At 70.8% G+C, this 22,204-nt stretch carries 20 protein-coding genes and 1 pseudogene; 10 read left to right on the top strand and 11 right to left on the bottom strand.

The window, feature by feature from the left end; genetic code table 11:
* Window positions 1-139: 139 nt before the first annotated feature.
* The 4 genes from acs to ACFYW3_RS26095 all read left to right on the top strand — a co-directional run bounded on the left by acs (window position 140) and on the right by ACFYW3_RS26095 (window position 5,281).
* Window positions 140-2,137, top strand: coding sequence for an acetate--CoA ligase (gene acs / locus ACFYW3_RS26110; protein ID WP_389387498.1), 1,998 nt, complete (start codon window positions 140-142; stop codon window positions 2,135-2,137).
* Between the two features lie 220 nt (window positions 2,138-2,357).
* On the top strand, window positions 2,358-3,815 hold the full coding sequence (nhaA, locus tag ACFYW3_RS26105; RefSeq protein ID WP_389387497.1) for a Na+/H+ antiporter NhaA: 1,458 nt from the start codon (window positions 2,358-2,360) through the stop codon (window positions 3,813-3,815).
* Window positions 3,816-3,866: 51 nt separating this feature from the next.
* Window positions 3,867-4,325 (top strand): phage holin family protein, encoded by a 459-nt coding sequence (locus ACFYW3_RS26100; RefSeq protein ID WP_053676901.1) that lies wholly within the window; start codon window positions 3,867-3,869, stop codon window positions 4,323-4,325.
* Window positions 4,322-5,281: an alpha/beta hydrolase gene (locus tag ACFYW3_RS26095; RefSeq protein WP_351749473.1), complete on the top strand. Its 960-nt coding sequence runs from the start codon at window positions 4,322-4,324 to the stop codon at window positions 5,279-5,281. Before ACFYW3_RS26100 ends, ACFYW3_RS26095 begins: the two co-directional genes overlap by 4 nt.
* A 410-nt stretch (window positions 5,282-5,691) precedes the next feature.
* Here the strand turns inward: ACFYW3_RS26095 and ACFYW3_RS26090 are convergent, their stop codons facing one another.
* From ACFYW3_RS26090 to nth, 3 genes are all read right to left on the bottom strand, one after another.
* Window positions 5,692-6,897: a MarP family serine protease gene (locus ACFYW3_RS26090; protein ID WP_389387496.1), complete on the bottom strand. Its 1,206-nt coding sequence runs from the start codon at window positions 6,895-6,897 to the stop codon at window positions 5,692-5,694.
* A 13-nt stretch (window positions 6,898-6,910) separates the two neighbouring features.
* Window positions 6,911-7,657, bottom strand: coding sequence for a CoA pyrophosphatase (locus tag ACFYW3_RS26085; RefSeq protein WP_078998660.1), 747 nt, complete (start codon window positions 7,655-7,657; stop codon window positions 6,911-6,913).
* Between the two features lie 125 nt (window positions 7,658-7,782).
* Window positions 7,783-8,646 (bottom strand): endonuclease III, encoded by an 864-nt coding sequence (nth, locus tag ACFYW3_RS26080; RefSeq protein WP_389387495.1) that lies wholly within the window; start codon window positions 8,644-8,646, stop codon window positions 7,783-7,785.
* 279 nt (window positions 8,647-8,925) lie between these two features.
* Here nth and ACFYW3_RS26075 point away from each other — a divergent pair, with 279 nt between their 5' ends.
* Entirely contained in the window at window positions 8,926-9,600 is a 675-nt protein-coding gene (locus ACFYW3_RS26075) for a Crp/Fnr family transcriptional regulator (RefSeq protein ID WP_003981529.1), read from the top strand.
* Between the two features lie 137 nt (window positions 9,601-9,737).
* Window positions 9,738-10,562 (top strand): nucleotidyltransferase domain-containing protein, encoded by an 825-nt coding sequence (locus tag ACFYW3_RS26070; protein WP_351749476.1) that lies wholly within the window; start codon window positions 9,738-9,740, stop codon window positions 10,560-10,562.
* An 81-nt stretch (window positions 10,563-10,643) separates the two neighbouring features.
* On the opposite strand, the gene ACFYW3_RS26065 is transcribed toward ACFYW3_RS26070, so the two are convergent.
* From ACFYW3_RS26065 to ACFYW3_RS26040, 6 genes and pseudogenes are all read right to left on the bottom strand, one after another.
* A complete protein-coding gene (locus ACFYW3_RS26065; RefSeq protein WP_389387494.1) occupies window positions 10,644-10,940 on the bottom strand; it encodes a hypothetical protein in 297 nt (98 codons plus the stop codon).
* The gene (locus ACFYW3_RS26060; RefSeq protein WP_351749480.1) at window positions 10,937-11,782 is read right to left on the bottom strand and encodes an MBL fold metallo-hydrolase; all 846 of its coding nucleotides are present in this window, start codon (window positions 11,780-11,782) and stop codon (window positions 10,937-10,939) included. Before ACFYW3_RS26060 ends, ACFYW3_RS26065 begins: the two co-directional genes overlap by 4 nt.
* The gene (locus ACFYW3_RS26055; protein ID WP_389387493.1) at window positions 11,779-12,705 is read right to left on the bottom strand and encodes an NUDIX hydrolase; all 927 of its coding nucleotides are present in this window, start codon (window positions 12,703-12,705) and stop codon (window positions 11,779-11,781) included. Before ACFYW3_RS26055 ends, ACFYW3_RS26060 begins: the two co-directional genes overlap by 4 nt.
* 114 nt (window positions 12,706-12,819) lie before the next feature.
* On the bottom strand, window positions 12,820-13,293 hold the full coding sequence (locus tag ACFYW3_RS26050) for a RidA family protein (RefSeq protein WP_053676908.1): 474 nt from the start codon (window positions 13,291-13,293) through the stop codon (window positions 12,820-12,822).
* Window positions 13,290-13,454 carry a DUF4177 domain-containing protein gene (locus tag ACFYW3_RS26045; RefSeq protein WP_107089134.1) on the bottom strand — a complete coding sequence of 55 codons (165 nt, stop codon included), beginning with the start codon at window positions 13,452-13,454 and terminating at the stop codon, window positions 13,290-13,292. The genes ACFYW3_RS26050 and ACFYW3_RS26045 overlap by 4 nt, the downstream gene beginning before the upstream one ends.
* 166 nt (window positions 13,455-13,620) lie before the next feature.
* Window positions 13,621-14,442, bottom strand: a pseudogene (locus ACFYW3_RS26040) (IS110 family transposase); the annotation flags it as partial.
* A gap of 489 nt (window positions 14,443-14,931) precedes the next feature.
* On the opposite strand from ACFYW3_RS26040, the gene ACFYW3_RS26035 reads away from it, so the two are divergent.
* Together ACFYW3_RS26035 and ACFYW3_RS26030 are read left to right on the top strand one after the other, a co-directional pair.
* A complete protein-coding gene (locus ACFYW3_RS26035) occupies window positions 14,932-15,918 on the top strand; it encodes an ArsA-related P-loop ATPase (protein ID WP_351749483.1) in 987 nt (328 codons plus the stop codon).
* A gap of 8 nt (window positions 15,919-15,926) precedes the next feature.
* Window positions 15,927-17,441 carry an ArsA family ATPase gene (locus tag ACFYW3_RS26030; protein WP_389387492.1) on the top strand — a complete coding sequence of 505 codons (1,515 nt, stop codon included), beginning with the start codon at window positions 15,927-15,929 and terminating at the stop codon, window positions 17,439-17,441.
* Window positions 17,442-17,496: 55 nt separating this feature from the next.
* Here the strand turns inward: ACFYW3_RS26030 and ACFYW3_RS26025 are convergent, their stop codons facing one another.
* Complete coding sequence (locus ACFYW3_RS26025) at window positions 17,497-17,847, bottom strand: WhiB family transcriptional regulator (protein WP_351749486.1); 351 nt, start codon at window positions 17,845-17,847, stop codon at window positions 17,497-17,499.
* A gap of 386 nt (window positions 17,848-18,233) precedes the next feature.
* Here ACFYW3_RS26025 and ACFYW3_RS26020 point away from each other — a divergent pair, with 386 nt between their 5' ends.
* Complete coding sequence (locus ACFYW3_RS26020; protein WP_389387491.1) at window positions 18,234-20,540, top strand: transglycosylase domain-containing protein; 2,307 nt, start codon at window positions 18,234-18,236, stop codon at window positions 20,538-20,540.
* Between the two features lie 172 nt (window positions 20,541-20,712).
* On the opposite strand, the gene ACFYW3_RS26015 is transcribed toward ACFYW3_RS26020, so the two are convergent.
* Window positions 20,713-21,174: a GatB/YqeY domain-containing protein gene (locus ACFYW3_RS26015; RefSeq protein ID WP_053676913.1), complete on the bottom strand. Its 462-nt coding sequence runs from the start codon at window positions 21,172-21,174 to the stop codon at window positions 20,713-20,715.
* Between the two features lie 80 nt (window positions 21,175-21,254).
* On the opposite strand from ACFYW3_RS26015, the gene ACFYW3_RS26010 reads away from it, so the two are divergent.
* Entirely contained in the window at window positions 21,255-22,193 is a 939-nt protein-coding gene (locus ACFYW3_RS26010) for a metallophosphoesterase (RefSeq protein WP_351749490.1), read from the top strand.
* Window positions 22,194-22,204 lie beyond the last annotated feature (11 nt).

Raw genomic sequence — 22,204 nt, 5'->3', positions numbered from 1 at the left:
TCCGATATCCGTGCCACGGAGTGGCCCCTTCTCGCACCCTGAGGCGAGAAGGGGCCACTTGCACGTGGGTCCGGCCGTGATATAGGTCTAAACCAATTTCCGGCTACCCCTTGTCACCCGGGCCGCCGACTGATGAGCTATGCCCGGGGACACAACGGACACCCTGGGAAAGGGAGATGTCGTGAGCAATGAAAGCCTGGCCAATCTGCTCAAAGAGGAGCGGCGGTTCGCACCGCCCGCCGATCTGGCCGCCGCCGCCAATGTGACCGAGGCTGCGTATGCACAGGCCGATGCGGACCGGCTGGGCTTCTGGGCCGAGCAGGCCCGGCGGCTGACCTGGGACACCGAGCCGACCGAGACGCTCGACTGGAGCAACCCGCCCTTCGCCAAGTGGTTCGCGGACGGCAAGCTGAACGTCGCGTACAACTGCGTGGACCGACACGTCGAGGCCGGCAACGGCGACCGCGTCGCCCTCCACTTCGAGGGTGAGCCCGGCGACAGCCGGTCGATCACCTACGCGCAGCTCAAGGACGAGGTCTCCAAGGCCGCCAACGCCCTGACCGAGCTGGGTGTCGTCGCCGGCGACCGTGTCGCCGTCTACCTCCCGATGATCCCCGAGGCCGTCGTCGCGATGCTGGCGTGCGCCCGCGTCGGCGCGGCGCACTCGGTGGTCTTCGGCGGTTTCTCCGCCGACGCCGTCGCCTCCCGCATCCAGGACGCCGACGCCAAGTTGGTCATCACCGCCGACGGCGGCTACCGCCGTGGCAAGCCCAGCGCCCTCAAGCCCGCCATCGACGAGGCCGTCGGTAAGTGTCCGCAGGTCAAGCACGTTCTCGTGGTGCGGCGCACCGGCCAGGACACCGCCTTCACCGAGGGTCGCGACGTCTGGTGGCACGAGATCGTCGGGCGCCAGTCCGCCGAGCACACCCCGCAGGCCTTCGACGCCGAGCACCCGCTGTTCATCCTCTACACCTCGGGGACCACGGGTAAGCCGAAGGGCATCCTGCACACCTCGGGCGGCTACCTGACGCAGGCCGCGTACACCCACCACGCGGTGTTCGACCTGAAGCCGGAGAGCGACGTCTTCTGGTGCACCGCCGACATCGGCTGGGTCACCGGGCACTCGTACATCGTCTACGGGCCGCTCGCCAACGGTGCCACCCAGGTCATGTACGAGGGCACCCCGGACACCCCGCACCAGGGCCGCTTCTGGGAGGTCGTGCAGAAGTACGGCGTCACCATCCTCTACACGGCGCCCACGGCGATCCGCACGTTCATGAAGTGGGGCGACGACATCCCCGCGAAGTTCGACCTGTCGAGCCTGCGGGTACTGGGCTCGGTCGGCGAGCCGATCAACCCCGAGGCCTGGATCTGGTACCGCAAGCACATCGGCGGCGACCGCTGCCCGATCGTGGACACCTGGTGGCAGACCGAGACCGGCGCGATGATGATCTCGCCGCTGCCGGGCGTCACCTCGACCAAGCCCGGTTCGGCCCAGCGCGCGCTGCCCGGCATCTCCGCCACCGTCGTGGACGACGAGGCGAACGAGGTCCCGAACGGCGGGGGCGGCTACCTGGTGCTCACCGAGCCGTGGCCGTCGATGCTGCGCACCATCTGGGGTGACGACCAGCGCTTCATCGACACGTACTGGTCGCGCTTCGCGGGCAAGTACTTCGCGGGTGACGGAGCCAAGAAGGACGACGACGGCGACATCTGGCTGCTCGGCCGGGTGGACGACGTGATGCTGGTGTCCGGCCACAACATCTCGACGACCGAGGTCGAGTCCGCGCTGGTCTCGCACCCGTCCGTGGCCGAGGCGGCGGTCGTCGGCGCGAACGACGAGACCACCGGCCAGGCCATCGTGGCCTTCGTCATCCTGCGCGGGAGCGCCTCGGAGACGGAGACCCTGGTCGCCGAGCTGCGCAACCACGTGGGCGCCACGCTCGGCCCGATCGCCAAGCCGAAGCGGATCCTGCCGGTGCAGGAACTGCCGAAGACCCGCTCAGGCAAGATCATGCGACGGCTGCTGCGCGACGTGGCGGAGAACCGGGCGGTCGGTGACGTCACCACGCTCGCGGATTCCTCGGTCATGGACCTGATCCAGAACAAGCTGCCCGCCGCGGGCAGCGAGGACTGAGTCGGCCGCACGACACGGCGGGAAGGGGCATTCGGCGCGCCGCGCCGGATGCCCCTTTCGCACTTAAAGTGATGATCACCCGACGATCACCGGATATGACCTTGCGTACCGCCTGTAAAGTACGAGAAACGTAAACAAGTACTCCACAGGGTGCGCCGGGAAGTCTGGTCGGCAATGTGCTTCGCCATGCCGTCCAACCCACCCCGGAGGTGTCCTTCACGTGGCCGCGCCCCGCCCCACCGACGACAAGAGCCGCAAGCTGCTCGGCCGACTCTCACTGCCCGAGCGCCGCTTCGTCGCCGATGCCCTGCGCACGGAGACCGTCGGCGGTGTACTGCTCCTGCTGGCCGCGATCGTCGCGCTCGTGTGGGCGAACATCCCGGCCATCTCCAACAGCTACGACAGCGTCCGGTCCTTCCACCTCGGCCCCGCCTCCCTGGGACTGGACCTCTCGATCCAGCACTGGGCGGCCGACGGCTTGCTGGCCGTCTTCTTCTTCGTCGCGGGCATCGAGCTCAAACGCGAACTCGTCGCGGGCGACCTGCGCGACGCCAAGGCCGCCGCCCTCCCGGTGATCGCCGCCCTCTGCGGCATGGCCGTGCCCGCGCTGGTCTACGTACTCGTCAATGTCCTGGGCGACGGCTCGATCAGCGGCTGGGCCGTCCCGACCGCCACCGACATCGCCTTCGCCCTCGCCGTCCTCGCGGTCATCGGCACCTCGCTGCCGTCCGCCCTGCGCGCGTTCCTGCTGACCCTCGCGGTCGTGGACGACCTGTTCGCCATCCTGATCATCGCGGTGTTCTTCACCAGCGACATCGACTTCCTGGCGCTCGGCGGCGCCCTCGTGGGCCTGGTCCTCTTCTGGTTCCTGCTCCGCAAGCGCGTCCGCGGCTGGTACGTGTACGTCCCGCTCGCCCTGGTCATCTGGGGTCTGATGTACAACAGCGGGGTCCACTCCACCATCGCCGGCGTCGCCATGGGCCTGATGCTCCGCTGCCACCGCGAGGAAGGCGAGGAGCAGTCCCCCGGCGAACACATCGAGCACCTCGTCCGCCCGCTCTCCGCGGCGCTGGCCGTCCCCCTCTTCGCCTTGTTCTCCGCGGGCGTGTCCCTCTCCGACGAGGCCATCGCGCAGGTCTTCACCCGACCCGAGACCCTCGGTGTGGTCCTCGGCCTGGTCGTCGGCAAGACGGTGGGCATCTTCGGCGGCACCTGGCTGGCCGCGCGCTTCACCAAGGCGGAGCTCAACGAGGACCTGGCCTGGCCGGACGTGCTCGCCGTGGCCTCGCTCGCCGGCATCGGTTTCACGGTCTCCCTGCTGATCGGCGAACTCGCCTTCGCCGACGACGCCACCCTCATGGACGAGGTCAAGGCCGCCGTCCTGATCGGCTCGCTGATCGCCGCGATCATCGCGAGCGTGATGCTGAAGATGCGCGACCGCAGGTACCGGGCGCTCGCCGAGGCGGAGGATCGTGACGAGGACCTCGACGGAATCCCCGACATCTACGAGCAGGACGACCCCGGGTACCACCTGCGCATGGCTCGGATCCACGAGGAGAAGGCCGCGGAACACCGCCGCAGGGCCGAGGCCGCGGCTACCCCGGGAACGGCGTCCGCCACGACCGGCGCAACGGAAGCGGACACCGGGGGCCGCACCGACGGCGACCGTCCGGCATGATCTGAGTGACGGAGGACAGCCGTCGCCGAAGGACGACTTAGGGAGAGAGCGATGAGCGCAGTGGACCAAGGGCCGCAAGGAGCCGAGCGCACGCTGGGTCAGCTGGTCGCGTCGGCCACCGCCGAGATGTCCGCCCTGGTGCACGACGAGATCGCCCTCGCGAAGGCGGAGCTGCGCCAGGACGTCAAGCGCGCGGGTGTCGGCAGCGCCGCCATTTCGATCGCGGGAGTGTTCGCGCTCTTCTCGCTGCCGGTGCTGAGCTTCGCCGCCGCGTACGGGATCCACAACCTCGGGCTCGGTCTCGCATGGTCCTTCCTCATCGTCGGCGTCGCGTTCCTGCTGCTCGCGGGCCTGCTCGCGCTGCTGGCCGTGTCGAAGTTCAAGAAGGTCAAGCCGCCGGAGAAGTCGATCGCCTCCGTCAAGCAGACCGCGGCGGTCGTCGCGACCGTCAAGCCCCACCCGCGCGCGGTGAGTGACAACGCTGTGGGTGTGGCACGCTCGTCCTCATGACCGCCCCCTCGCCCGACTTCTCCGCCCCGCCCACCGCCGCCTCCGCGGCACGGATCGACATCCCGGGCGGGAGGACGGTCACGCACCGGGACGTCGCGGCCAATGGTGCGCGGTTCCACGTGGCCGAACTCGGTGACGGTCCCCTGGTGCTGCTCCTGCACGGCTTCCCGCAGTTCTGGTGGACGTGGCGACACCAGATGACCGCGCTCGCCGACGCCGGTTACCGCGCCGTCGCGATGGATTTGCGCGGGGTGGGCGGCAGCGACCGCACCCCGCGCGGTTACGACCCGGCGAACCTGGCGCTCGACGTCACCGGGGTCATCCGATCCCTGGGGGAGCCGGACGCCGCGCTCGTCGGGCACGACCTGGGCGGCTACCTCGCCTGGACGGCGGCCGTGATGCGGCCCAAGCTGGTGCGCCGACTGGTGGTCTCGTCGATGCCGCATCCGAGGCGCTGGCGCTCCGCGATGCTCGCCGACTTCGGGCAGACCCGCGCGAGCTCCCACATCTGGGGATTCCAGAGGCCGTTCATCCCCGAGCGGCAGCTCGTCGCGGACGACGGGGCGCTCGTGGGACAACTGATCCGGGACTGGTCGGGGCCCGTGCCGCCCGCGGAGGAGGAACTGGCCGTGTACCGGCGGGCGATGTGCATCCCGTCCACCGCGCACTGCTCGATCGAGCCGTACCGCTGGATGATGCGTTCCATGGCCCGGCCCGACGGGCTCCAGTTCAACCGGCGCATGAAGCGACCGGTGCGGGTGCCGACGCTGCACATGCACGGCTCGCTCGACCCGGTGATGCGTACGCGCAGCGCGGCGGGTTCCGGGGAGTACGTCGAAGCCCCGTACCGGTGGCGGCTGTTCGACGGACTCGGGCACTTCCCCCACGAGGAGGATCCGGCGGCGTTCACGACCGAGCTGGTGAACTGGCTGAAGGACCCCGAGCCGGACCGCTGAGCGGCACCTGACCGCCCGACACCCCGGCCGTACGCTTGTATGACGAACTTTCAATTGCCGCGCGCATAGGCCAATTGGCCGCTCCGGACGGGATTACCGACCTTGGGGCCCGGGCACAGCTCGAAGTATGAGCTGGACGCACGACTACGGTGACACCGCACACGAACGCCGCTCGGCCGATGAGCCGGGCACCCACGAGAGGGCGGGCCGGGACGGCCACGACCCCCGACTCGGTATTCCGCGCATCCTGCGTCGCCGCGCCCGCTGGGTGTCGGCACGCCTGCGGCATCCTCGGATGTAGGAGCCCCGAAGTGCGGGGATGACGTACGGGCCCGTGCATCCGGGCCCCGGCGCACGAGTGCCCGTACCCCCGGAATGGGACGTACGGGCACCCTCGCCGTCGGTTCGACTCAGAGGGCGCAGCCCTGGCTGTCGACCGGTCGCACGGAGTTCCTGCCGATCCTGACGTCGTCGCGGACCTCGTCCGCGGTCAGGGCGTAGCCGGTGTTGGGGTCGTCCAGCGACTTCGCGAAGACGACCCCGTACACCCGGCCGTCGGGCGTCAGCAGCGGGCCGCCGGAGTTGCCCTGGCGGACGGTCGCGTACAGCGAGTAGACATCGCGTCGCACGGTGCCCCGGTGGTAGATGTCCGGGCCGTTGGCGTTGATGCGGCCGCGGACGCGCGCGGGACGGACGTCGTAGGCGCCGTTCTCCGGGAAGCCGGCGACGATCGCGTCACTGCCGCTCGTCGCGTCCTTCTCGATGAACTCCAACGCCGGCGCCTTCAGTTTGGGCACGTCGAGCACGGCGATGTCGCGTTCCCAGTCGTAGAGCACGACCTTGCCGTCGTAGAGCTTGCCCTCGCCACCGATCTGCACGGTGGGCTCGCGGACGCCGCCGACGACGTGCGCGTTGGTCATCACCTTGCCCGGCGCGAAGACGAAGCCGGTGCCTTCCAGCACCTTGCTGCAACTGGGCGCGGTCCCGACGACCTTCACTATCGAACGCTTGGCCCGCGCGGGGACCACGCTGTTGGACAGCGCCGGATCGGGCGGCTTCACCTCGGTGATGGGTTCGTTGGAGAACGGGCTGAACACCTGCGGGAAGCCGTTGCGGGCCAGGGTGGACCTGAAGTCCGAGAACAGGGTGTTCGCCTGCGCGGGCAGCACCTCCGACACCCCGATGAGCACCCTGGAGTTGCGGACCTCCTTGCCCACCGTGGTGGGCAACGCGGCCTGGACGATCAAGGATCCGATCAACCAGGCCACCAGCAGCATCGCGACGACGTTGACCAGCGCGCCGCCCGTCGCGTCGAGCGCGCGGGCCGGCGACCACGTGATGTGGCGTCTCAGCTTGTTGCCCAGATGGGTGGTGAAGGCCTGCCCGATCGAGGCGAAGACGATGATGACGACGACGGCGACGACCACGACGGTGGTGGACGCCTGGCTGCCGCTGTCGGTCACCTGGTCCCAGACCAGGGGCAACAGGGACACGGCGATGAGACCGCCGCCGAGGAAGCCGATCACCGACAGGATGCCGACGACGAAGCCTTGGCGGTAGCCGACGATCGCGAACCACACGGCGGCGACCAACAACAGGATGTCCAGCACGTTCACGTGGGTCACCGTCTCACGCGCGCCAGTCGAGCGGGACCTGACGTGAGCGGTCCCACGGACGCTCCCACCCCGCGAAATGCAGGATCCGGTCGATCACTCCGGCGGTAAAACCCCAGACCAGAGCCGATTCGACGGTGAAAGCGGGGCCTTTGAAGCCGCGGGCGTGGACCACGGTCACCCGGTGCTCGGGGTCCGTGAGATCCGCCACGGGAACCGTGAACACCCGAGCCGTCTCCGCCGGGTCGACCACGCGGATCGGGCTGGGATCGCGCCACCAGCCCAGCACCGGGGAGACCACGAACTGGCTGACGGGGATGTAGAGGCGAGGCAGCACGCCGAAGAGCTGGACCCCCGCGGGATCCAGCCCGGTCTCCTCCTCGGCCTCGCGCAGGGCCGCGCGCAATGGTCCGGTGGTGTGCGGATCGCCGTCCTCGGGGTCGAGGGCGCCGCCCGGGAAGGACGGCTGTCCCGCGTGCGAGCGGAGGCTGCTCGCACGCTCCTGGAGCAGCAGTTCCGGGCCGCGCGGCCCCTCGCCGAAGAGGATCAGGACGGCCGACTGGCGTCCTCGCCCGTCCTCGGGGGGCAGGAAGCGGCTCAACTGCTCGGGTCGGACCGTGCGCACGGCCTCGACGACCGGGTCCAGCCACCCGGGCAGGCCCCGGGTGCTGACGGTGACGTCGCCGCGCGGGTCGGCGTACGGCTCCACGGGCCCGGCCGGGGGCGCGCCCGTCACGCTCTCGTCCTTCGTACCCCGCGTCATAGGCGACCCTGCTCCCTGCCGTTGCCGGCACCGGCGACACTCGACACAACGCGCCCCGAGGCCGGATTGGTTCCACCGCGGGCCGCCGTGCGGGGCCCGGGCCCTACTGCCGCACTGCCGTGCTCTCAGGGCGCGGCGACGCCCAGGGGAGGCGCCGGGAGACCCGGGTAGTCCGGCGGCGGGCTCAGCCGCTGCCCCGGTTGGCCGCCCTTCTCGTACTTCAGCAGCTTCTTCGCCTTCTCGGGGTCCGTTTCGCCCTCTCCGTACGCCGGGCAGAGGGGCGCGATGGGGCAGGCCCCGCAGGCGGGCTTGCGGGAGTGGCAGATCCGGCGCCCGTGGAAGACGACGCGGTGGGACAGCATCGTCCACTCGCTCTTGGGGAAGATCGCGCAGATCTCCGCCTCGACCTTCTCCGGGTCTTCCTGTTCGGTCCACTTCCAGCGGCGGACGAGCCGGCCGAAGTGGGTGTCGACGGTGATCCCGGGGACGCCGAAGACGTTGCCGAGGACCACGTTGGCCGTCTTGCGGCCCACGCCGGGCAGCGTCACGAGGTCCTCGATCCGGGACGGGACCTCGCCGCCGAAGTTGTCGCGCAGGGCCTGCGAGAGGCCGAGGAGCGAGCGTGACTTCGCCCGGAAGAACCCGGTCGGCCTGATCAGCTCCTCCAGGTCCTCGGGGGCCGCCGCGGCCATGTCCTCGGGGGTCGGGTAGGCGGCGAAGAGGGCCGGGGTCGTCTGGTTCACCCGCAGGTCGGTGGTCTGCGCCGACAGGACGGTGGCGACCAGCAGCTCGAACGGGTCGCGGAAGTCGAGCTCCGGGTGGGCGTACGGGTAGACCTCGGCCAGTTCCCGGTTGATGCGCCGGGCCCGGCGGACCATGGCGAGGTGCGATTCCGGTCGCGGAGCCTTCGGCGGCTTCTTCGGGGCTTCCGGTTTCTTGGCCGAAGCTTTGCCCTGGGGGCGCGGCGGGGCCTTCGGGGACACCTTCATGGGGGCATGTTCGCCCACGGCTGAATTCTGGGTCTCGGTCACTGCCGCGGACCCCTTGGCCTGTGCTCTCACCGGCTTATTGGACACCCGGCCAGCCTAAGGCCGGCCGCCGACACCCGTCCGGACCTCAGGTAACACCACCCTGATTGGTCTCTCGCCGCACAGCACACCCGTACGTCCGGCATCCTTGTGAGGAACGTGATTGATCGCACTGTTTGAGCCGTCCGGCAAAATGGGGGAAGACGGTCCCCTGAGCCGGTCGACATAGGAGAGAGACTCGTGGACGACGTACTGCGGCGTGCCCCGCTCTTCGCGGCGCTCGATGACGAGCAGGCCGCGGAGCTCCGCGCCTCCATGGGCGAGGTGACCCTCGCGCGCGGTGACGCCCTGTTCCACGAGGGCGACCCCGGTGACCGGCTCTATGTCGTCACCGAGGGCAAGGTGAAGCTGCACCGCACCTCCCCCGACGGCCGCGAGAACATGCTGGCCGTCCTCGGCCCCGGTGAGCTGATCGGCGAGCTGTCGCTGTTCGACCCGGGCCCGCGCACCGCCACGGCCACCGCCCTGACCGAGGTCAAGCTGCTTGGCCTGGGGCACGGTGACCTCCAGCCGTGGCTGAACGCCCGGCCCGAGGTGGCCACGGCACTGCTGCGCGCCGTCGCCCGGCGCCTGCGCAAGACCAACGACCAGATGTCCGACCTGGTCTTCTCCGATGTGCCGGGGCGTGTCGCCCGGGCGCTCCTCGACCTGTCGCGCCGCTTCGGCGTGCAGTCCGAAGAGGGCATCCACGTCGTGCACGACCTCACGCAGGAGGAGCTGGCACAGCTCGTCGGCGCGTCGCGCGAGACCGTGAACAAGGCTCTGGCCGACTTCGCGGGACGCGGCTGGCTGCGCCTGGAGGCACGCGCGGTGATCCTGCTCGACGTCGAGCGACTGGCCAAGCGCTCGCGCTGACGCACGAGGTTTCCTCGGTGGAGGGGTCCTGCCCGGTCGGGCGGGGCCCCTCCACGCCGTTGCGCCGCCCGTACCCGGGCCGCTGACGGCGGGGCCGGTGTCGACCCGCCGGCCGGGGGTCCGGCAGAGTGGATCACATGGAGCACGGAGGCGGGGAACACAAGGGGCTCGACACGTACGGCTGTTTCGTGCGCGAGGGATCGCTCAGCCGGGTCCGGGCGGAGTTCGCGCCGGTCGTCGCGGCCGCGCGCGAGCGGATCCCCGAGGCGTACGGCCCGCGGCTGCACAGCGCCTACCTGTACGGGTCCGTGCCGCGCGGGACGGCCCGGCCCGGGCGCTCCGACCTCGACCTGCTGCTCGCCCTGCACCGGGAACCCGGCGACGAGGACCGCGACACCGCCGAGGTGCTCGGCCGGGGGCTCGACGAGGACTTCCCGCAGATCGACGGGGTCGGTGTCCTGCTGTACGGCAAGGACACCCTGCTGAGCGAGCCGGAACGGTACGACCTGGGCTGGTTCCTCGCCTGCCTGTGCACCCCGCTGCTCGGCGCCGACCTGGCCGAGCACCTGCCCCGCTACCGGCCGGACGGGGTCATCGCCCGGGAGACCAACGGCGGGCTGGCGGGCCTGCTCCCCGGCTGGCGGTCCAGGATCCGGGAGGCCTCGACCCCGGAGGAGTACCGGCGGCTGAGCCGCTCCTTCGCCCGCCATCTGGTGCGGACCGGCCTCATGCTGGTCATGCCCCGCTGGGGTGGCTGGACCAGCGACCTCACGGAGTCCGCGGAGATCTTCGGCCGCTACTACCCGGGGCGCGCGGCGCAGATGCGGGCCGCGGCGGCGGTGGCGCTGGAACCGGTCGGCGAACCGGGGGTCCTGTGGACCTACGTCGACGACCTGGGACCGTGGCTCGCGGACGAGTACACCGCCCGGCACGGGACGAGGACACCGCGTCCCACCGGCTGATCGGTGGGCGTCGGCGGGCGGGCGGCAGGGCGATCGGTGCGCGTCAGGCCGGCGGGCGGGCGGCAGGCTGATCGGTGCGCGTCAGGCCGGCTGATCGGAGAGGGCCTCGACCGCCTGCTTGGCCTCCAGCAGACCGGAGCCGGTGACGCGCCGGTGGACGCGGATCGCCTCGACCTGCCGGCCCTCGCGCACCAGGGCCCGTACCTCGTCCAGTCCGGCCGGCTCCGGCTCCTCGATCCCGAAGTGGTCCAGGACCAGGCCCAGACGGCGCTCCAAGCCGTCGGCCCGACGTTCGAGGGCCTTCATCCGCAGCGTGACCGTCGAGATGACCCACCCGGCCGCGGCGATCAGGGCGAGCGACAGGAACAGCGGGTTCATTCGGATCCCCCAAAGATCAGTCCGTGTTCCCGAAGGTACTCCAGCTGCGCTCGAACGGACCATTCCGCGGCGGGCCACAGGGACCGGTCCACGTCCGCGTAGACCCGGGCCACGACCGCCTCGGGAGTGCGGAAACCGTTCTCCACGGCCGTCTCGACCTGCGCGAGGCGGTGCGCCCGGTGCGCCAGGTAGAACTCCACCGCGCCCTGCGCGTCGTCCAGCACCGGACCGTGGCCGGGGAGCACGGTGTGGACCCCGTCGTCGACGGTGAGCGAGCGCAGCCGGCGCAGGGAGTCCAGGTAGTCGCCGAGCCGGCCGTCGGGGTGCGCGACGACGGTCGTGCCCCGGCCCAGGACGGTGTCGCCGGTCAGGACGGCACGGTCGGCGGGCAGGTGGAAGCAGAGCGAGTCCGAGGTGTGGCCCGGGGTCGGGACCACGCGCAGTTCCAGGCCACCGACCCGGATCACGTCCCCGGCGGCGAGCCCCTCGTCGCCCAGGCGCAGCGCGGGGTCGAGCGCCCGCACCTTCGTGCCGGTCAGCTCCGCGAACCGGCCCGCGCCCTCGGCGTGGTCGGGGTGGCCGTGGGTGAGCAGGGTCAGCGCGACCCGCTTGCCGGCCTGCTCGGCGACGGCGACGACGGCCTTCAGGTGCGCCTCGTCCAGCGGCCCGGGGTCGACGACGACGGCGAGGTCGGAGTCCGGTTCGCAGACGAGCCAGGTGTTGGTGCCGTCCAGGGTCATGGCGGACGGGTTGGGGGCCAGGATGTTGACCGCCCGGGCGGTCGCGGGGCCGGAGACGACCATTCCGCGGGGCTGGCCGGGCAGTGCGGCGGCGTCGGTCATGCGGTGGCTCCTCCGGGGTTTCCGGGTCGGACGCGCTTGGTGAACTCGTCGTGGCCGGGCCAGCTGAGCACCAGCTCGCCGTTCTCCAGGGTGGCCTGCGCGAGCACCGGGGTCAGGTCCTGGCCCGCGGCGGCCGCGAGGGCGTGCGCGGGGCTGTCGTACGGCTCCAGGGAGCGCAGGGTGGAGATCGTCGGCGGCATCATGAGCAGCTCGCCCTCGTCGTAGCCGGCGGCGGCGTCGACGGGCCGGATCCAGACGGTCCGGTCGGCCTCGGTCGAGGCGTTGCGGGTGCGCTGGCCCTCGGGGAGCGCGGCGACGAAGAACCAGGTGTCGTAGCGGCGGGGCTCGAACTCCGGGGTGATCCAGCGGGCCCACGCGCCGAGCAGGTCGGACCGCAGGAGAAGGCCCCTGCGGTCGAGGAACTCGGCGAAGGACAGCTCGCGGGCCACCAGGGCCAGCCGGTCGGCCTCCCAGTCGTCGGCCGTGGTGTCGCCGACGACGCTGTCCGGGGTCTCGCCCGCCAGCAGGACGCCGGCCTCCTCGAACGTCTCCCGTACCGCGCCGCAGACGATCGCCTGGGCGGTACGGGGGTCCGTGCCCAGCCGCGCCGACCAGTCCGCGAGGCTCGGCCCGGCCCAGCCGACGAGGTGCTCCTCGTCGCGGGGGTCGACCCCGCCTCCGGGGTAGGCGTACGCGCCGCCCGCGAAGGCCATCGAGGTGCGGCGGCGGAGCATGTGCACGGCGGGGCCGCCGTCGGTGTCCCGCAGCAGCATGACCGTGGCCGCGCGTTTGGGCGCCACGGGCGTGAGGGCGCCGTCCGCGAGCGCGCGGATGCGGTCGGGCCACTCGGGCGGGTACCACTGGCCTCCGGCGGGGGCGGGGCCGGTGGGGGTGGTCTGCTGTCCGTGCTCACCGTTCGGCATGGCGGGATGCTACGGGGATCCGGCCCGATGTTCGAGAGCCGCCCGTGCCCGCGGCCTCGGGGTCGGCAGGCGGGTGGGCGGGGCTCCATCGCGGAACCCCGCCACCCGGAGGGATCAGGCGTCGGGGGTGAGCTCGACCTGGATCTCGACCTCGACCGGCGCGTCCAGCGGCAGGACCGCCACACCGACGGCGCTGCGGGCGTGCACGCCCTTGTCGCCGAGGACGGCGCCCAGCAGCTCGCTCGCACCGTTCAGCACGCCCGGCTGGGCGGTGAAGTCGGGCGCCGAGGCGATGAAACCGACGACCTTCACGACGCGCGCGATCTTGTCGAGGTCGCCGACCACCGACTTGACCGCGGCCAGGGCGTTCAGCGCGCACGTGGCGGCCAGTTCCTTGGCCTGCTCCGCCGAGACCTCGGCGCCGACCTTGCCGGTGACCGGCAGGCTGCCCTTGACCATCGGGAGCTGGCCCGCTGTGTACACGTACACACCCGATCGGACGGCCGGCTGGTACGTGGCCAGCGGCGGAACGACCTCGGGCAGGATCAGGCCGAGCTCGGCCAGCCTCGCGTCGACGATCCCGCTCATGCCGACTTCTCCCGCTTCAGGTAGGCCACGAGCTGCTCGGGGTTGTTCGGCCCGGGCACGACCTGGACGAGCTCCCAGCCGTCCTCGCCCCAGGTGTCCAGGATCTGCTTGGTGGCGTGGACCAGCAGCGGGACGGTCGCGTATTCGAACTTCTTGGTCATGGGAGCGAGGGTAGTGCCTGTCGCGCGGGGCTCACGCGCGCCCCGGAACGCGCGTGGTCCCACCCCCCTCGCCCGTCCGTCGCGACTACCGGCCGGCCGGCCGGGGCACGGGCGCCGACGTCCCTGGCGCCACACCCGCCCCGCCCGCCCCGTCGGGGGCGTCCGGAGCGTCCGCCTGCAGGGCGACGGCCTTGGCCAGGGCCTGGGCGAGGTCGTCGGCGGCCGTGCACGCGGCCGCCAACTGGAGCAGGAGGGCGAGCGTCTGGCGGCCGAGGGCCTCCTCGACCAGCGGCGGCTGCTGGGCCCACGGGGCGCGGAAGACGGCGCGGAGCCGCTCCACCTCGGCTTCGATCCCCCGCCTGCGACCGGCTCGTTTGAGGGCCGCGGTGATCTGGGTCCGGGTCAGCCGGGCGGCCCTGGCCGGGGTCGGGGCCGCCTTGAGGAGTTCGCGCGCCTCGGGCCGGAAGATGCCGTTCGGGCCGTGCGCGGCCGCGGCCAGGGCGGCGGGGTAGTACTCGCGCAGCAGGGACCGGAGCTGGTGGGAGATCTGCTGGCGGTGCCAGGTCGCGTCCTGCTGTGCGCGGGCGAGGACGGTGACGGCGCGGGCCGACTCGGAGTCCGTCGGCAGCGGTTCGAGGGTGTGCATGTCGGTGCGCAGGATGTGCGCCAGCACCAGGGCGTCGCCGTGGTCTGACTTCTCGTGGGCGACCGTGTGTCGGGTGCGGTGACGGGCGGCTGCCGCCGGATCGATGGTGAACACCTGCCGCGCGCCGGTCCGCAGAACGGCGACGAGCAGGCCCCGGGAGGTCTCGATGGCGACCGGGATCGGGGCGTCCCGGGTGTCCCCGTACTCGGCGAGCAGGTGGAGCAGGCGCTGGTAACCGGCCACGTCGTCGGTGATGCGGCGTGCGGCCAGGAACCGGCCGTCGGCATCGACGAGGGCGATGTCGTGGGTCCTGTCCGCCCAGTCGATTCCGCAGTAGATCAAGGTGTTCCCTCCCCGGGATCGCAGGTGTTCGCGCTGGTCACGAGCAGGTGCGGGCCGCGCGGCACGCTCACTCCGGACGTCGGTGCACGGAACCCGGAGGGCTCGGGCGCATCGAGGGACCACCGTGCGGGCGGGCTCGCGCCACCACTCCAACGAGTGATCAAGGTGTGTGGTGGTGACGTCCAGGAGGACGCCCGGGACGACCGGTCCGTTGCGATGCCCGACCGGGAACTCCGGGTCCCGCGCCCGGCTCCCGTCGAGCCGGTGCCATCGGGGTCGAACGCGCCGGCCCGCGCGGCCCCGCCGCGGGCCCCGCGAGCCCTGCGGGCCCGGCTCGGCGCCCGGTTCGGGGCCGGGCTCGGCACCCGGCTCGCACCCGGTTCGGCGCTCGGCTCGGGGCCCGGCCGTAACGGACCTCACGGCGCGAACGCGTCCACGAGGCCACCCGGCACCCCCGCCCGCGGGCCGGAGGAATTAGGCTCGGACGCTGTGAGCAGGCTCCAGGTGGTCAGCGGCAAGGGCGGCACCGGCAAGACCACGGTCGCCGCGGCACTCGCGCTCGCCCTCGCACGCGAGGGCAGGCGGACTCTTCTCGTGGAGGTCGAGGGCAGGCAAGGCATCGCGCAGCTCTTCGGCGCGGAGGCGCTCCCGTACGAGGAGCGGAAGATCGCGGTCGCACCCGGCAGGGGCGGTGGCGAGGTGTACGCGCTCGCCATCGACGCCGAACGCGCGCTGCTGGACTACCTCCAGATGTTCTACAAGCTCGGTTCTGCCGGCCGCGCCCTGAAGAAGCTGGGCGCGATCGACTTCGCGACGACCATCGCGCCGGGCCTGCGGGACGTCCTGCTGACGGGCAAGGCCTGCGAAGCGGTCCGGCGCAAGGACAAGGCCGGACGGTTCGTCTACGACCACGTGATCATGGACGCCCCGCCGACCGGGCGCATCACCCGCTTCCTGAACGTCAACGACGAGGTGGCGGGTCTGGCCCGGTTCGGGCCGATCCACAACCAGGCGCAGGCCGTCATGAAGGTGCTCAAGTCATCCGACACGGCGGTCCACCTGGTCACCCTCCTGGAGGAGATGCCCGTCCAGGAGACCGCGGACGGCATCGCCGAACTGGTCGCGGCGGGCCTCCCCGTCGGCCGGGTCGTCGTGAACATGGTCCGGCCGCACCACCTGGACGAGGACACCCTGCGCGCGGCGGCCGGCGAGCACCGGGCCGACGTGGCGAAGGCCTTGTCCCGGGCCGGCCTGGGCGGCGCGAGGCGCGGCGGACTGGCCGAGCGACTGGTGGACCCGCTGCTCGCACAGGCCGCCGAGCACGCGAGCCGGGTGGAGCTGGAGCGCGAGCAGCGCACCGTGCTGGAGGGGCTGCCCGTGCCGACGTACGAACTCCCCCTGCTCGGCGGGGGGATGGACCTGGCTGGGCTCTACGAGCTGGCGACGGAGCTGCGGAAGCAGGCGGGCGACGAATGAGCGAGGCCATGGGCGCGAGCACGGGCATGAACACGCCGCCGCGACTGGCGGTCGACGCGCTGCTGGACGATCCGAAGACCCGGATCATCGTGTGCTGCGGCGCGGGCGGGGTCGGCAAGACCACCACGGCCGCGGCGCTGGGCGTGCGGGCGGCGGAGCGCGGCCGGAAGGTCGTCGTGCTCACCATCGACCCGGCGCGCAGGCTGGCCCAGTCGATGGGCATCGACTCGCTGGACAACACCCCGCGCCGCGTCAAGGGCGTGGGCGCCGGCGACGACGGTGGTGACGGGGACGGCGGCGAACTGCACGCCATGATGCTGGACATGAAGCGGACCTTCGACGAGATCGTCGAGTCGCACGCGGACGGCGAGCGGGCCCAAGCCATCCTGGCGAACCCCTTCTACCAGTCCCTGTCGGCCGGGTTCGCCGGCACGCAGGAGTACATGGCGATGGAGAAGTTGGGCCAACTGCGGGCCAAGGACGACTGGGACCTGATCGTCGTCGACACCCCGCCGAGCCGGTCCGCGCTGGACTTCCTGGACGCGCCGAAGCGCCTGGGGTCCTTCCTGGACGGGAAGTTCATTCGGGTGCTGATGGCTCCGGCGAAGGTCGGCGGCCGGGCCGGGATGAAGTTCTTGAATGTCGGCATGTCGATGATGACGGGCACGCTGAGCAAGCTGATGGGTGCCTCGCTCCTCAAGGACGTACAGACCTTCGTGGCCGCGATGGACACGATGTTCGGCGGTTTCCGCACCCGCGCGGACGCCACCTTCCGGCTCCTCCAAGCCCCCGGTACGGCCTTCCTCGTGGTCGCCGCGCCCGAACCCGACGCCCTGCGCGAGGCCGCGTACTTCGTGGAACGGCTGGCGGCGGACCGCATGCCGCTGGCCGGCCTGGTACTGAACCGGGTGCACGTGAGCGGCGCCGACCGGCTGTCCGCGGAGCGGGCGTTGGCCGCCGCGGAGAATCTTGAAGACGGTGGCATTGTCGATCAGGAGTCCGGGAAAGCTGGACTTCGTGAAGCGGCCGCGGAGGCCGCGGCCCCCGGCTCGGGGGCTCCCGAAACCGGCTCCCCCAGCGCCGGCACGACCGAGCACGGCACGACCGGGCACGATCAGCGCACGACCGACGAGCACGGCACGGACCGACCCACGACGCACCAGGACGGCACGGACCGGGACGATTCGCACCCGCACGATTCGAACCGGCACGGCTCGAACCGGCACGGCATCGACAGGGACGCCGCCGTCACACCCGACAACGCCGTCACGCCCGACAACCATGACGACGTCAACGACGATGACGACGCCGACGTGGACGCGATCGCCGCAGGGCTGCTGCGCCTGCACGCCGAACGGATGCAGGTGATCGCGCGCGAACGACGCACGCACGATCGTTTCACCTCGCTGCACCCCGAGGTGGCGGTGGCCGAAGTGGCCGCCCTGCCCGGCGATGTACACGACCTCGCCGGGCTGCGGGCCATCGGAGAGCGGCTCGCGGCCGGGGTTCCGGCCGGAGCATAGGCGTTTCGTACGCGACTCCCCGAGGGGAGTCCGTACGCGGGACCGCCCGGGTGATCTACCCGGCAGCCGCGTACGTCTCGTACGGAACGTCGATCTCCGCGTCGACATCCCCGGTGAGGATGCCCGTACTGCGCTCGTATTCCATACGGGCGGTTTCGAGCAACCGTCGCCACGAGGTGACGGTGGGACGTCGGCGCAACAGTGCGCGTCGTTCCCGCTCGGTCATTCCACCCCATACTCCGAACTCGACACGATTGTCGAGCGCGTCGGCCAGGCACTCGGTCCGCACCGGACATCCGGTGCACACCGCCTTGGCCCTGTTCTGTGCCGCTCCTTGAACGAACAGTTCATCCGGATCGGTAGTGCGGCAGGCTGCCTGCGCACTCCAGTCGGTAACCCAGCCCATCCCGGCGCCGTCCTCTCCCGAATCGAGGCTCCCCCACGGCGGTAGCGGCATATTCACCGCTGCCAGTTGAGGACGTTACGGAAGGTGGACACAGTGCAACACCCCCGTCGGGCCCAATCTTGAATGGTCCGAACGGACTATGGGTAAGCGGCAGATCACCCGACGGAGTGATCGCACGACATGCCCGACCATTCCGGCGATCTGGGTGAAATCGGCGGCAGACCATCAGAGCGAACGGCGGGATTCGGACATCTGTCCACCCCATTCGGGAAGGGTGAAATTCAAGCCGAAGGGTTGATGTCACGCCGCACTGCTGTGACAGTTGGGGACAGCTTAGGCCAAGGCATTCGCGCGTGTCCGGCGAATGAGAACGTAGGCTGCCCTCCATGGGAAAGAAGCGCTCGGGCGGCGGGCTCACGGGGCCACAGCAGGCCGCCAAGTTCCTCGGTGTGTCTGTCCTCTCCGGAGTCGTACTGGCCGGAATCGCGATCCCGGGCGCCGGCGCCCTGGGTCTCGCGGCCAAGGGAACGGTCGAGGGTTTCGATGAGATCCCGGCCAATCTCAAGACACCTCCGTTGAGCCAGCGCACCACGATTTTGGACGCTGAGGGTGGCCTGATCGCCACCGTCTATTCACGCGACCGTCAGGTGGTACCCCTGACGGTCGTCTCGCCGTACATGCAGAAGGCGATCGTCGCGATCGAGGACTCGCGTTTCTACGAACACGGCGCGGTCGACCTCAAGGGCATCCTGCGCGCGGTCAACCGCAACGCACAGGAAGGCGGCGCCGCACAGGGCGCCTCCACCCTTACCCAGCAGTACGTGAAGAACGTGTTCGTCGAGGAGGCCGGCGACGACGAGACGAAGGTGCGCGAGGCCCAGGAGAAGAGCCTCGGGCGCAAGATCCGCGAGCTGAAGTACGCGATTCAGGTCGAAGAGGAACTCGGCAAGAAGAAGATCCTCGAGAACTACCTGAACATCACGTACTTCGGGCAGCAGGCCTACGGAATCGAGTCGGCCGCCCAGCGGTACTTCAGCAAGCCGGCCAAGGACCTCACCCTGGAGCAGTCCGCGCTGCTGGCCGGCGTCGTGCAGTCGCCGACCCGGTTCGACCCGGTGAACGACTCGACGGAGGCGATGAAGCGCCGCAACGTCGTCCTCCAGCGGATGGCCGACATGAAGGACGTCTCACAGGCGGAGGCGGACCAGGCGAAGCTGAAGCCCGTCACCCTGAAGGTGACCCGGCCCAAGAACGGCTGCATCACCGCCGTCAAGGGCGCGGGCTTCTTCTGTGACTACGTCCGCAACAGCTTCCTGACCGACCCGGTCTTCGGCAAGACGCGCGCGGAGCGGGCGAAGGTCTGGAACCAGGGCGGCCTGACGGTCCGTACGACGCTGGACCCGCAGTCACAGGACTCGGTCAACGAGTCGATCAAGGACCACGTCGACCAGGAGGACAAGGTCGCGACGGCCGTGACGCTCGTCCAGCCCGGCACCGGTCGGGTCCTCGGCATGGGCCAGTCGAAGCCGTACGGCTTCGGCAAGAACGAGACCCAGATCAACTTCTCGGTCGACAAGCGGCTGGGCGGCTCCAACTTCGGCTTCCCGACCGGCTCGACGTTCAAGCCGTTCGTGGCGGCGGCGGCCATCGAGGGCGGCGTCCCGCCGACCAAGATGTACGCCTCGCCCTACGAGATGGAGTACCCGAGCCCGGTGCAGACCTGTGGCGACAAGCCCTGGGTCAACACCGACAAGTCCAAGGTGGAGAACGAGTCGGAGAGCGAGGTCGGCCCCTACGGCATGAAGGAGGCGATGGCCAAGTCCATCAACACCTACTTCGTGGAGATGATCTCCGAGGCCGGGCTCTGCCCGATCACCGAGATGACTGGCAAGCTCGGCGTGAAGCCGGCCGACGGCACCAAGCTTCCCGAGGTCCCGGCCATCGCGCTCGGCACCGAGGGCATGTCGCCGCTGACCATGGCCAACGCGTACGCGACCTTCGCCAACCGCGGCGTCCACTGCACCTCGGTCGCCATCGAGTCGATCACCGACTCGCACGGCAAGGCACTCGCCGTGCCGAAGTCGAAGTGCGAGCGCGTGATGTCGGAGAAGACCGCCGACACCATCAACACGCTGCTGCTCGGCGTGGTCGACACCGGCGGTACCGGTGCCGCCGCGGGTCTCACCGACCGGCAGAGCGCGGGCAAGACCGGTACCACCGAGAACCGCTGGAACGCCTGGTTCGTCGGCTACACCCCCAACATGTCCGGCGCGACCTGGGTCGGATCGGGCGGGGCCAAGCAGGTACAGATGGAGAACATCTCCATCGGCGGCGAGTACTACGACAAGGTCTACGGCGGTGGCCTGCCCGGCCCGATCTGGAAGCAGGCGGTCTCCGGCGCCCTCTCGGGCCGCGAGTCGCTGAGCTTCTCCACGGTCTCCATCCCGGAGACCGCCTCCCCGGCCGGCGGCCCGCGCGGCAACAAGCCGAACCCGCCCGCCACGCCGAACCGACCCGGCAAGCCGAACCGGCCCGGCGGTGACAACAAGCCCGGCGACGGTCGGCCCGGCGGCCAGACGGCCGCCGGCGCCACCGGCGGCAACCCGGGCGGCACGAACGGGGGCGCCAACGGCGGCAGGACCGGCGGGTTCAGCTTTCCCCCCGGTCTGATCGGCGGACCCGAACCCCGCTGACCGCCCGCGCGGGAACTGTAGAGAAAAGGGGAGGGCCCCCGGCCGGATGCGGCCGGGGGCCCTCCCTCTTGTCGTCCGTGTACCGCGGGGCCGTGTACCGGTCGTCCGTGTACCGGTCGTCCGTGTACCGGTCGTCCGTGTACCGGTCGTCCGTGTACCGGTCGTCCGTGTACTAGGAGAGGAGCTTCTTCACGGTGGCGGCGACGCGGCCGCCCTCCGCCAGGCCCGCGACCTTCGGGTTCACGATCTTCATGACCGCGCCCATGGCCCGCGGCCCCTCGGCGCCCGCCGCCTTGGCCTCCTCGACCGCCTGCGACACGATCGCGGTCAGCTCGTCGTCGGAGAGCTGCTTGGGCAGGTACTTGTCGAGGAACTCGCCCTCCAGCGTCTCCCGCGCGGCCGACTCGGCACGGCCGCCTGCGGCGAACGCCTCCGCGGCCTCACGGCGCTTCTTCGCCTCCTTGGCGATCACCTTGAGGACCTCGTCGTCGGAGAGCACGCGTGCTTCCTTGCCCGCGACCTCCGCGTTGGTGATGGCGGAGAGGGTCAGGCGCAGCGTGGACGACGCGAGTTCGTCGCGCGCCCTGATGGCTGCGGTGAGGTCTTCCTGGAGCTTGGCCTTGAGGGTGGTCATGCACACGAGTCTGCCAGGTGTGGGGGCGTCGGCGCCCGCCGGTTTTCCTCGGGAGCCGTCGAGGGTGCGACGATGGGGGCATGCACGCGCGTTACGGAGTACCACTGAAGGTCACGGCCGCGGTCGCGGCCGTGGGGGCCGCGGGTGTGGCCTATGCCGCCGGCTTCGAGGCGAGGTCGTTCCGCCTGCGTCGGGTGACCGTCCCCGTCCTGCCCCGCGGGATGCGCCCCCTGCGCGTCCTACAGGTGTCGGACATCCACATGGTCGGCGGGCAGCGCAAGAAGCGCGCCTGGTTGCAGTCCCTGGCCGGGCTGCGCCCCGACTTCGTCGTGAACACCGGCGACAACCTCTCCGACACGGAGGGCATCCCCGAGGTGCTGGACGCGCTCGGCCCGCTGATGGACTTCCCCGGCGTGTACGTCTTCGGGTCGAACGACTACTACGGGCCCCGACTGCGCAACCCCGGGCTCTACCTGATCGAGAAACTCCAGGGCCGGCACGGACTGAACGGCAACAAGCCGGTCGTCGGCGCCGTCCACAACCCGTGGGAGGAGTTGCGGGACGCCTTCGACGCCGCGGGTTGGCAGAACCTCACCAACACGCGGGCCCGGCTGAAGCTGGACGGCCTGGAACTCGCCTTCACCGGACTCGACGACCCGCACATCAAGCGGGACAGGTACGAGATGGTCGCGGGCGGACCGGAGGCGGACGCGGACTTCTCGATGGCCGTGGTGCACGCCCCGTACCTGCGCACCCTGGAGTCCTTCACGGCCGACGGCTACCCGCTGATCCTGGCCGGTCACACGCACGGCGGGCAGTTGTGCGTCCCCTTCTACGGGGCGCTGGTCACCAACTGTGACCTCGACACGAAGCGGGTGAAGGGCCTGTCCACTCACGAGACCGGCGGGAATCGCGCCTACCTGCACGTCTCGGCGGGCTGCGGAACCAACAAGTTCACGCCCGTGCGCTTCGCCTGCCCGCCCGAGGCCACCTTGTTGACACTCACCCCCAAGGCCTGAATCGCGCCGCA

Source organism: Streptomyces sp. NPDC002602, from assembly GCF_042889445.1.
Taxonomy (GTDB): Bacteria; Actinomycetota; Actinomycetes; order Streptomycetales; family Streptomycetaceae; genus Streptomyces.
Note: the sequence above shows the minus strand (reverse complement) of the source record. Positions and strands in the feature narration are given on the sequence as shown.

Excerpts from the sequence above, each read along its gene's own strand:
- acs (WP_389387498.1), top strand. The coding sequence starts at position 140 with ATGCCCGGGGACACAACGGACACCCTGGGAAAGGGAGATGTCGTGAGC.
- ACFYW3_RS26100 (WP_053676901.1), top strand. The coding sequence starts at position 3,867 with ATGAGCGCAGTGGACCAAGGGCCGCAAGGAGCCGAGCGCACGCTGGGT.
- ACFYW3_RS26095 (WP_351749473.1), top strand. The coding sequence starts at position 4,322 with ATGACCGCCCCCTCGCCCGACTTCTCCGCCCCGCCCACCGCCGCCTCC.
- ACFYW3_RS26085 (WP_078998660.1), bottom strand. The coding sequence starts at position 7,657 with ATGACGCGGGGTACGAAGGACGAGAGCGTGACGGGCGCGCCCCCGGCC.
- nth (WP_389387495.1), bottom strand. The coding sequence starts at position 8,646 with ATGAAGGTGTCCCCGAAGGCCCCGCCGCGCCCCCAGGGCAAAGCTTCG.
- ACFYW3_RS26070 (WP_351749476.1), top strand. The coding sequence starts at position 9,738 with ATGGAGCACGGAGGCGGGGAACACAAGGGGCTCGACACGTACGGCTGT.
- ACFYW3_RS26065 (WP_389387494.1), bottom strand. The coding sequence starts at position 10,940 with ATGAACCCGCTGTTCCTGTCGCTCGCCCTGATCGCCGCGGCCGGGTGG.
- ACFYW3_RS26060 (WP_351749480.1), bottom strand. The coding sequence starts at position 11,782 with ATGACCGACGCCGCCGCACTGCCCGGCCAGCCCCGCGGAATGGTCGTC.
- ACFYW3_RS26055 (WP_389387493.1), bottom strand. The coding sequence starts at position 12,705 with ATGCCGAACGGTGAGCACGGACAGCAGACCACCCCCACCGGCCCCGCC.
- ACFYW3_RS26050 (WP_053676908.1), bottom strand. The coding sequence starts at position 13,293 with ATGAGCGGGATCGTCGACGCGAGGCTGGCCGAGCTCGGCCTGATCCTG.
- ACFYW3_RS26045 (WP_107089134.1), bottom strand. The coding sequence starts at position 13,454 with ATGACCAAGAAGTTCGAATACGCGACCGTCCCGCTGCTGGTCCACGCC.
- ACFYW3_RS26030 (WP_389387492.1), top strand. The coding sequence starts at position 15,927 with ATGGGCGCGAGCACGGGCATGAACACGCCGCCGCGACTGGCGGTCGAC.
- ACFYW3_RS26025 (WP_351749486.1), bottom strand. The coding sequence starts at position 17,847 with ATGGGCTGGGTTACCGACTGGAGTGCGCAGGCAGCCTGCCGCACTACC.
- ACFYW3_RS26020 (WP_389387491.1), top strand. The coding sequence starts at position 18,234 with ATGGGAAAGAAGCGCTCGGGCGGCGGGCTCACGGGGCCACAGCAGGCC.
- ACFYW3_RS26015 (WP_053676913.1), bottom strand. The coding sequence starts at position 21,174 with ATGACCACCCTCAAGGCCAAGCTCCAGGAAGACCTCACCGCAGCCATC.
- ACFYW3_RS26010 (WP_351749490.1), top strand. The coding sequence starts at position 21,255 with ATGCACGCGCGTTACGGAGTACCACTGAAGGTCACGGCCGCGGTCGCG.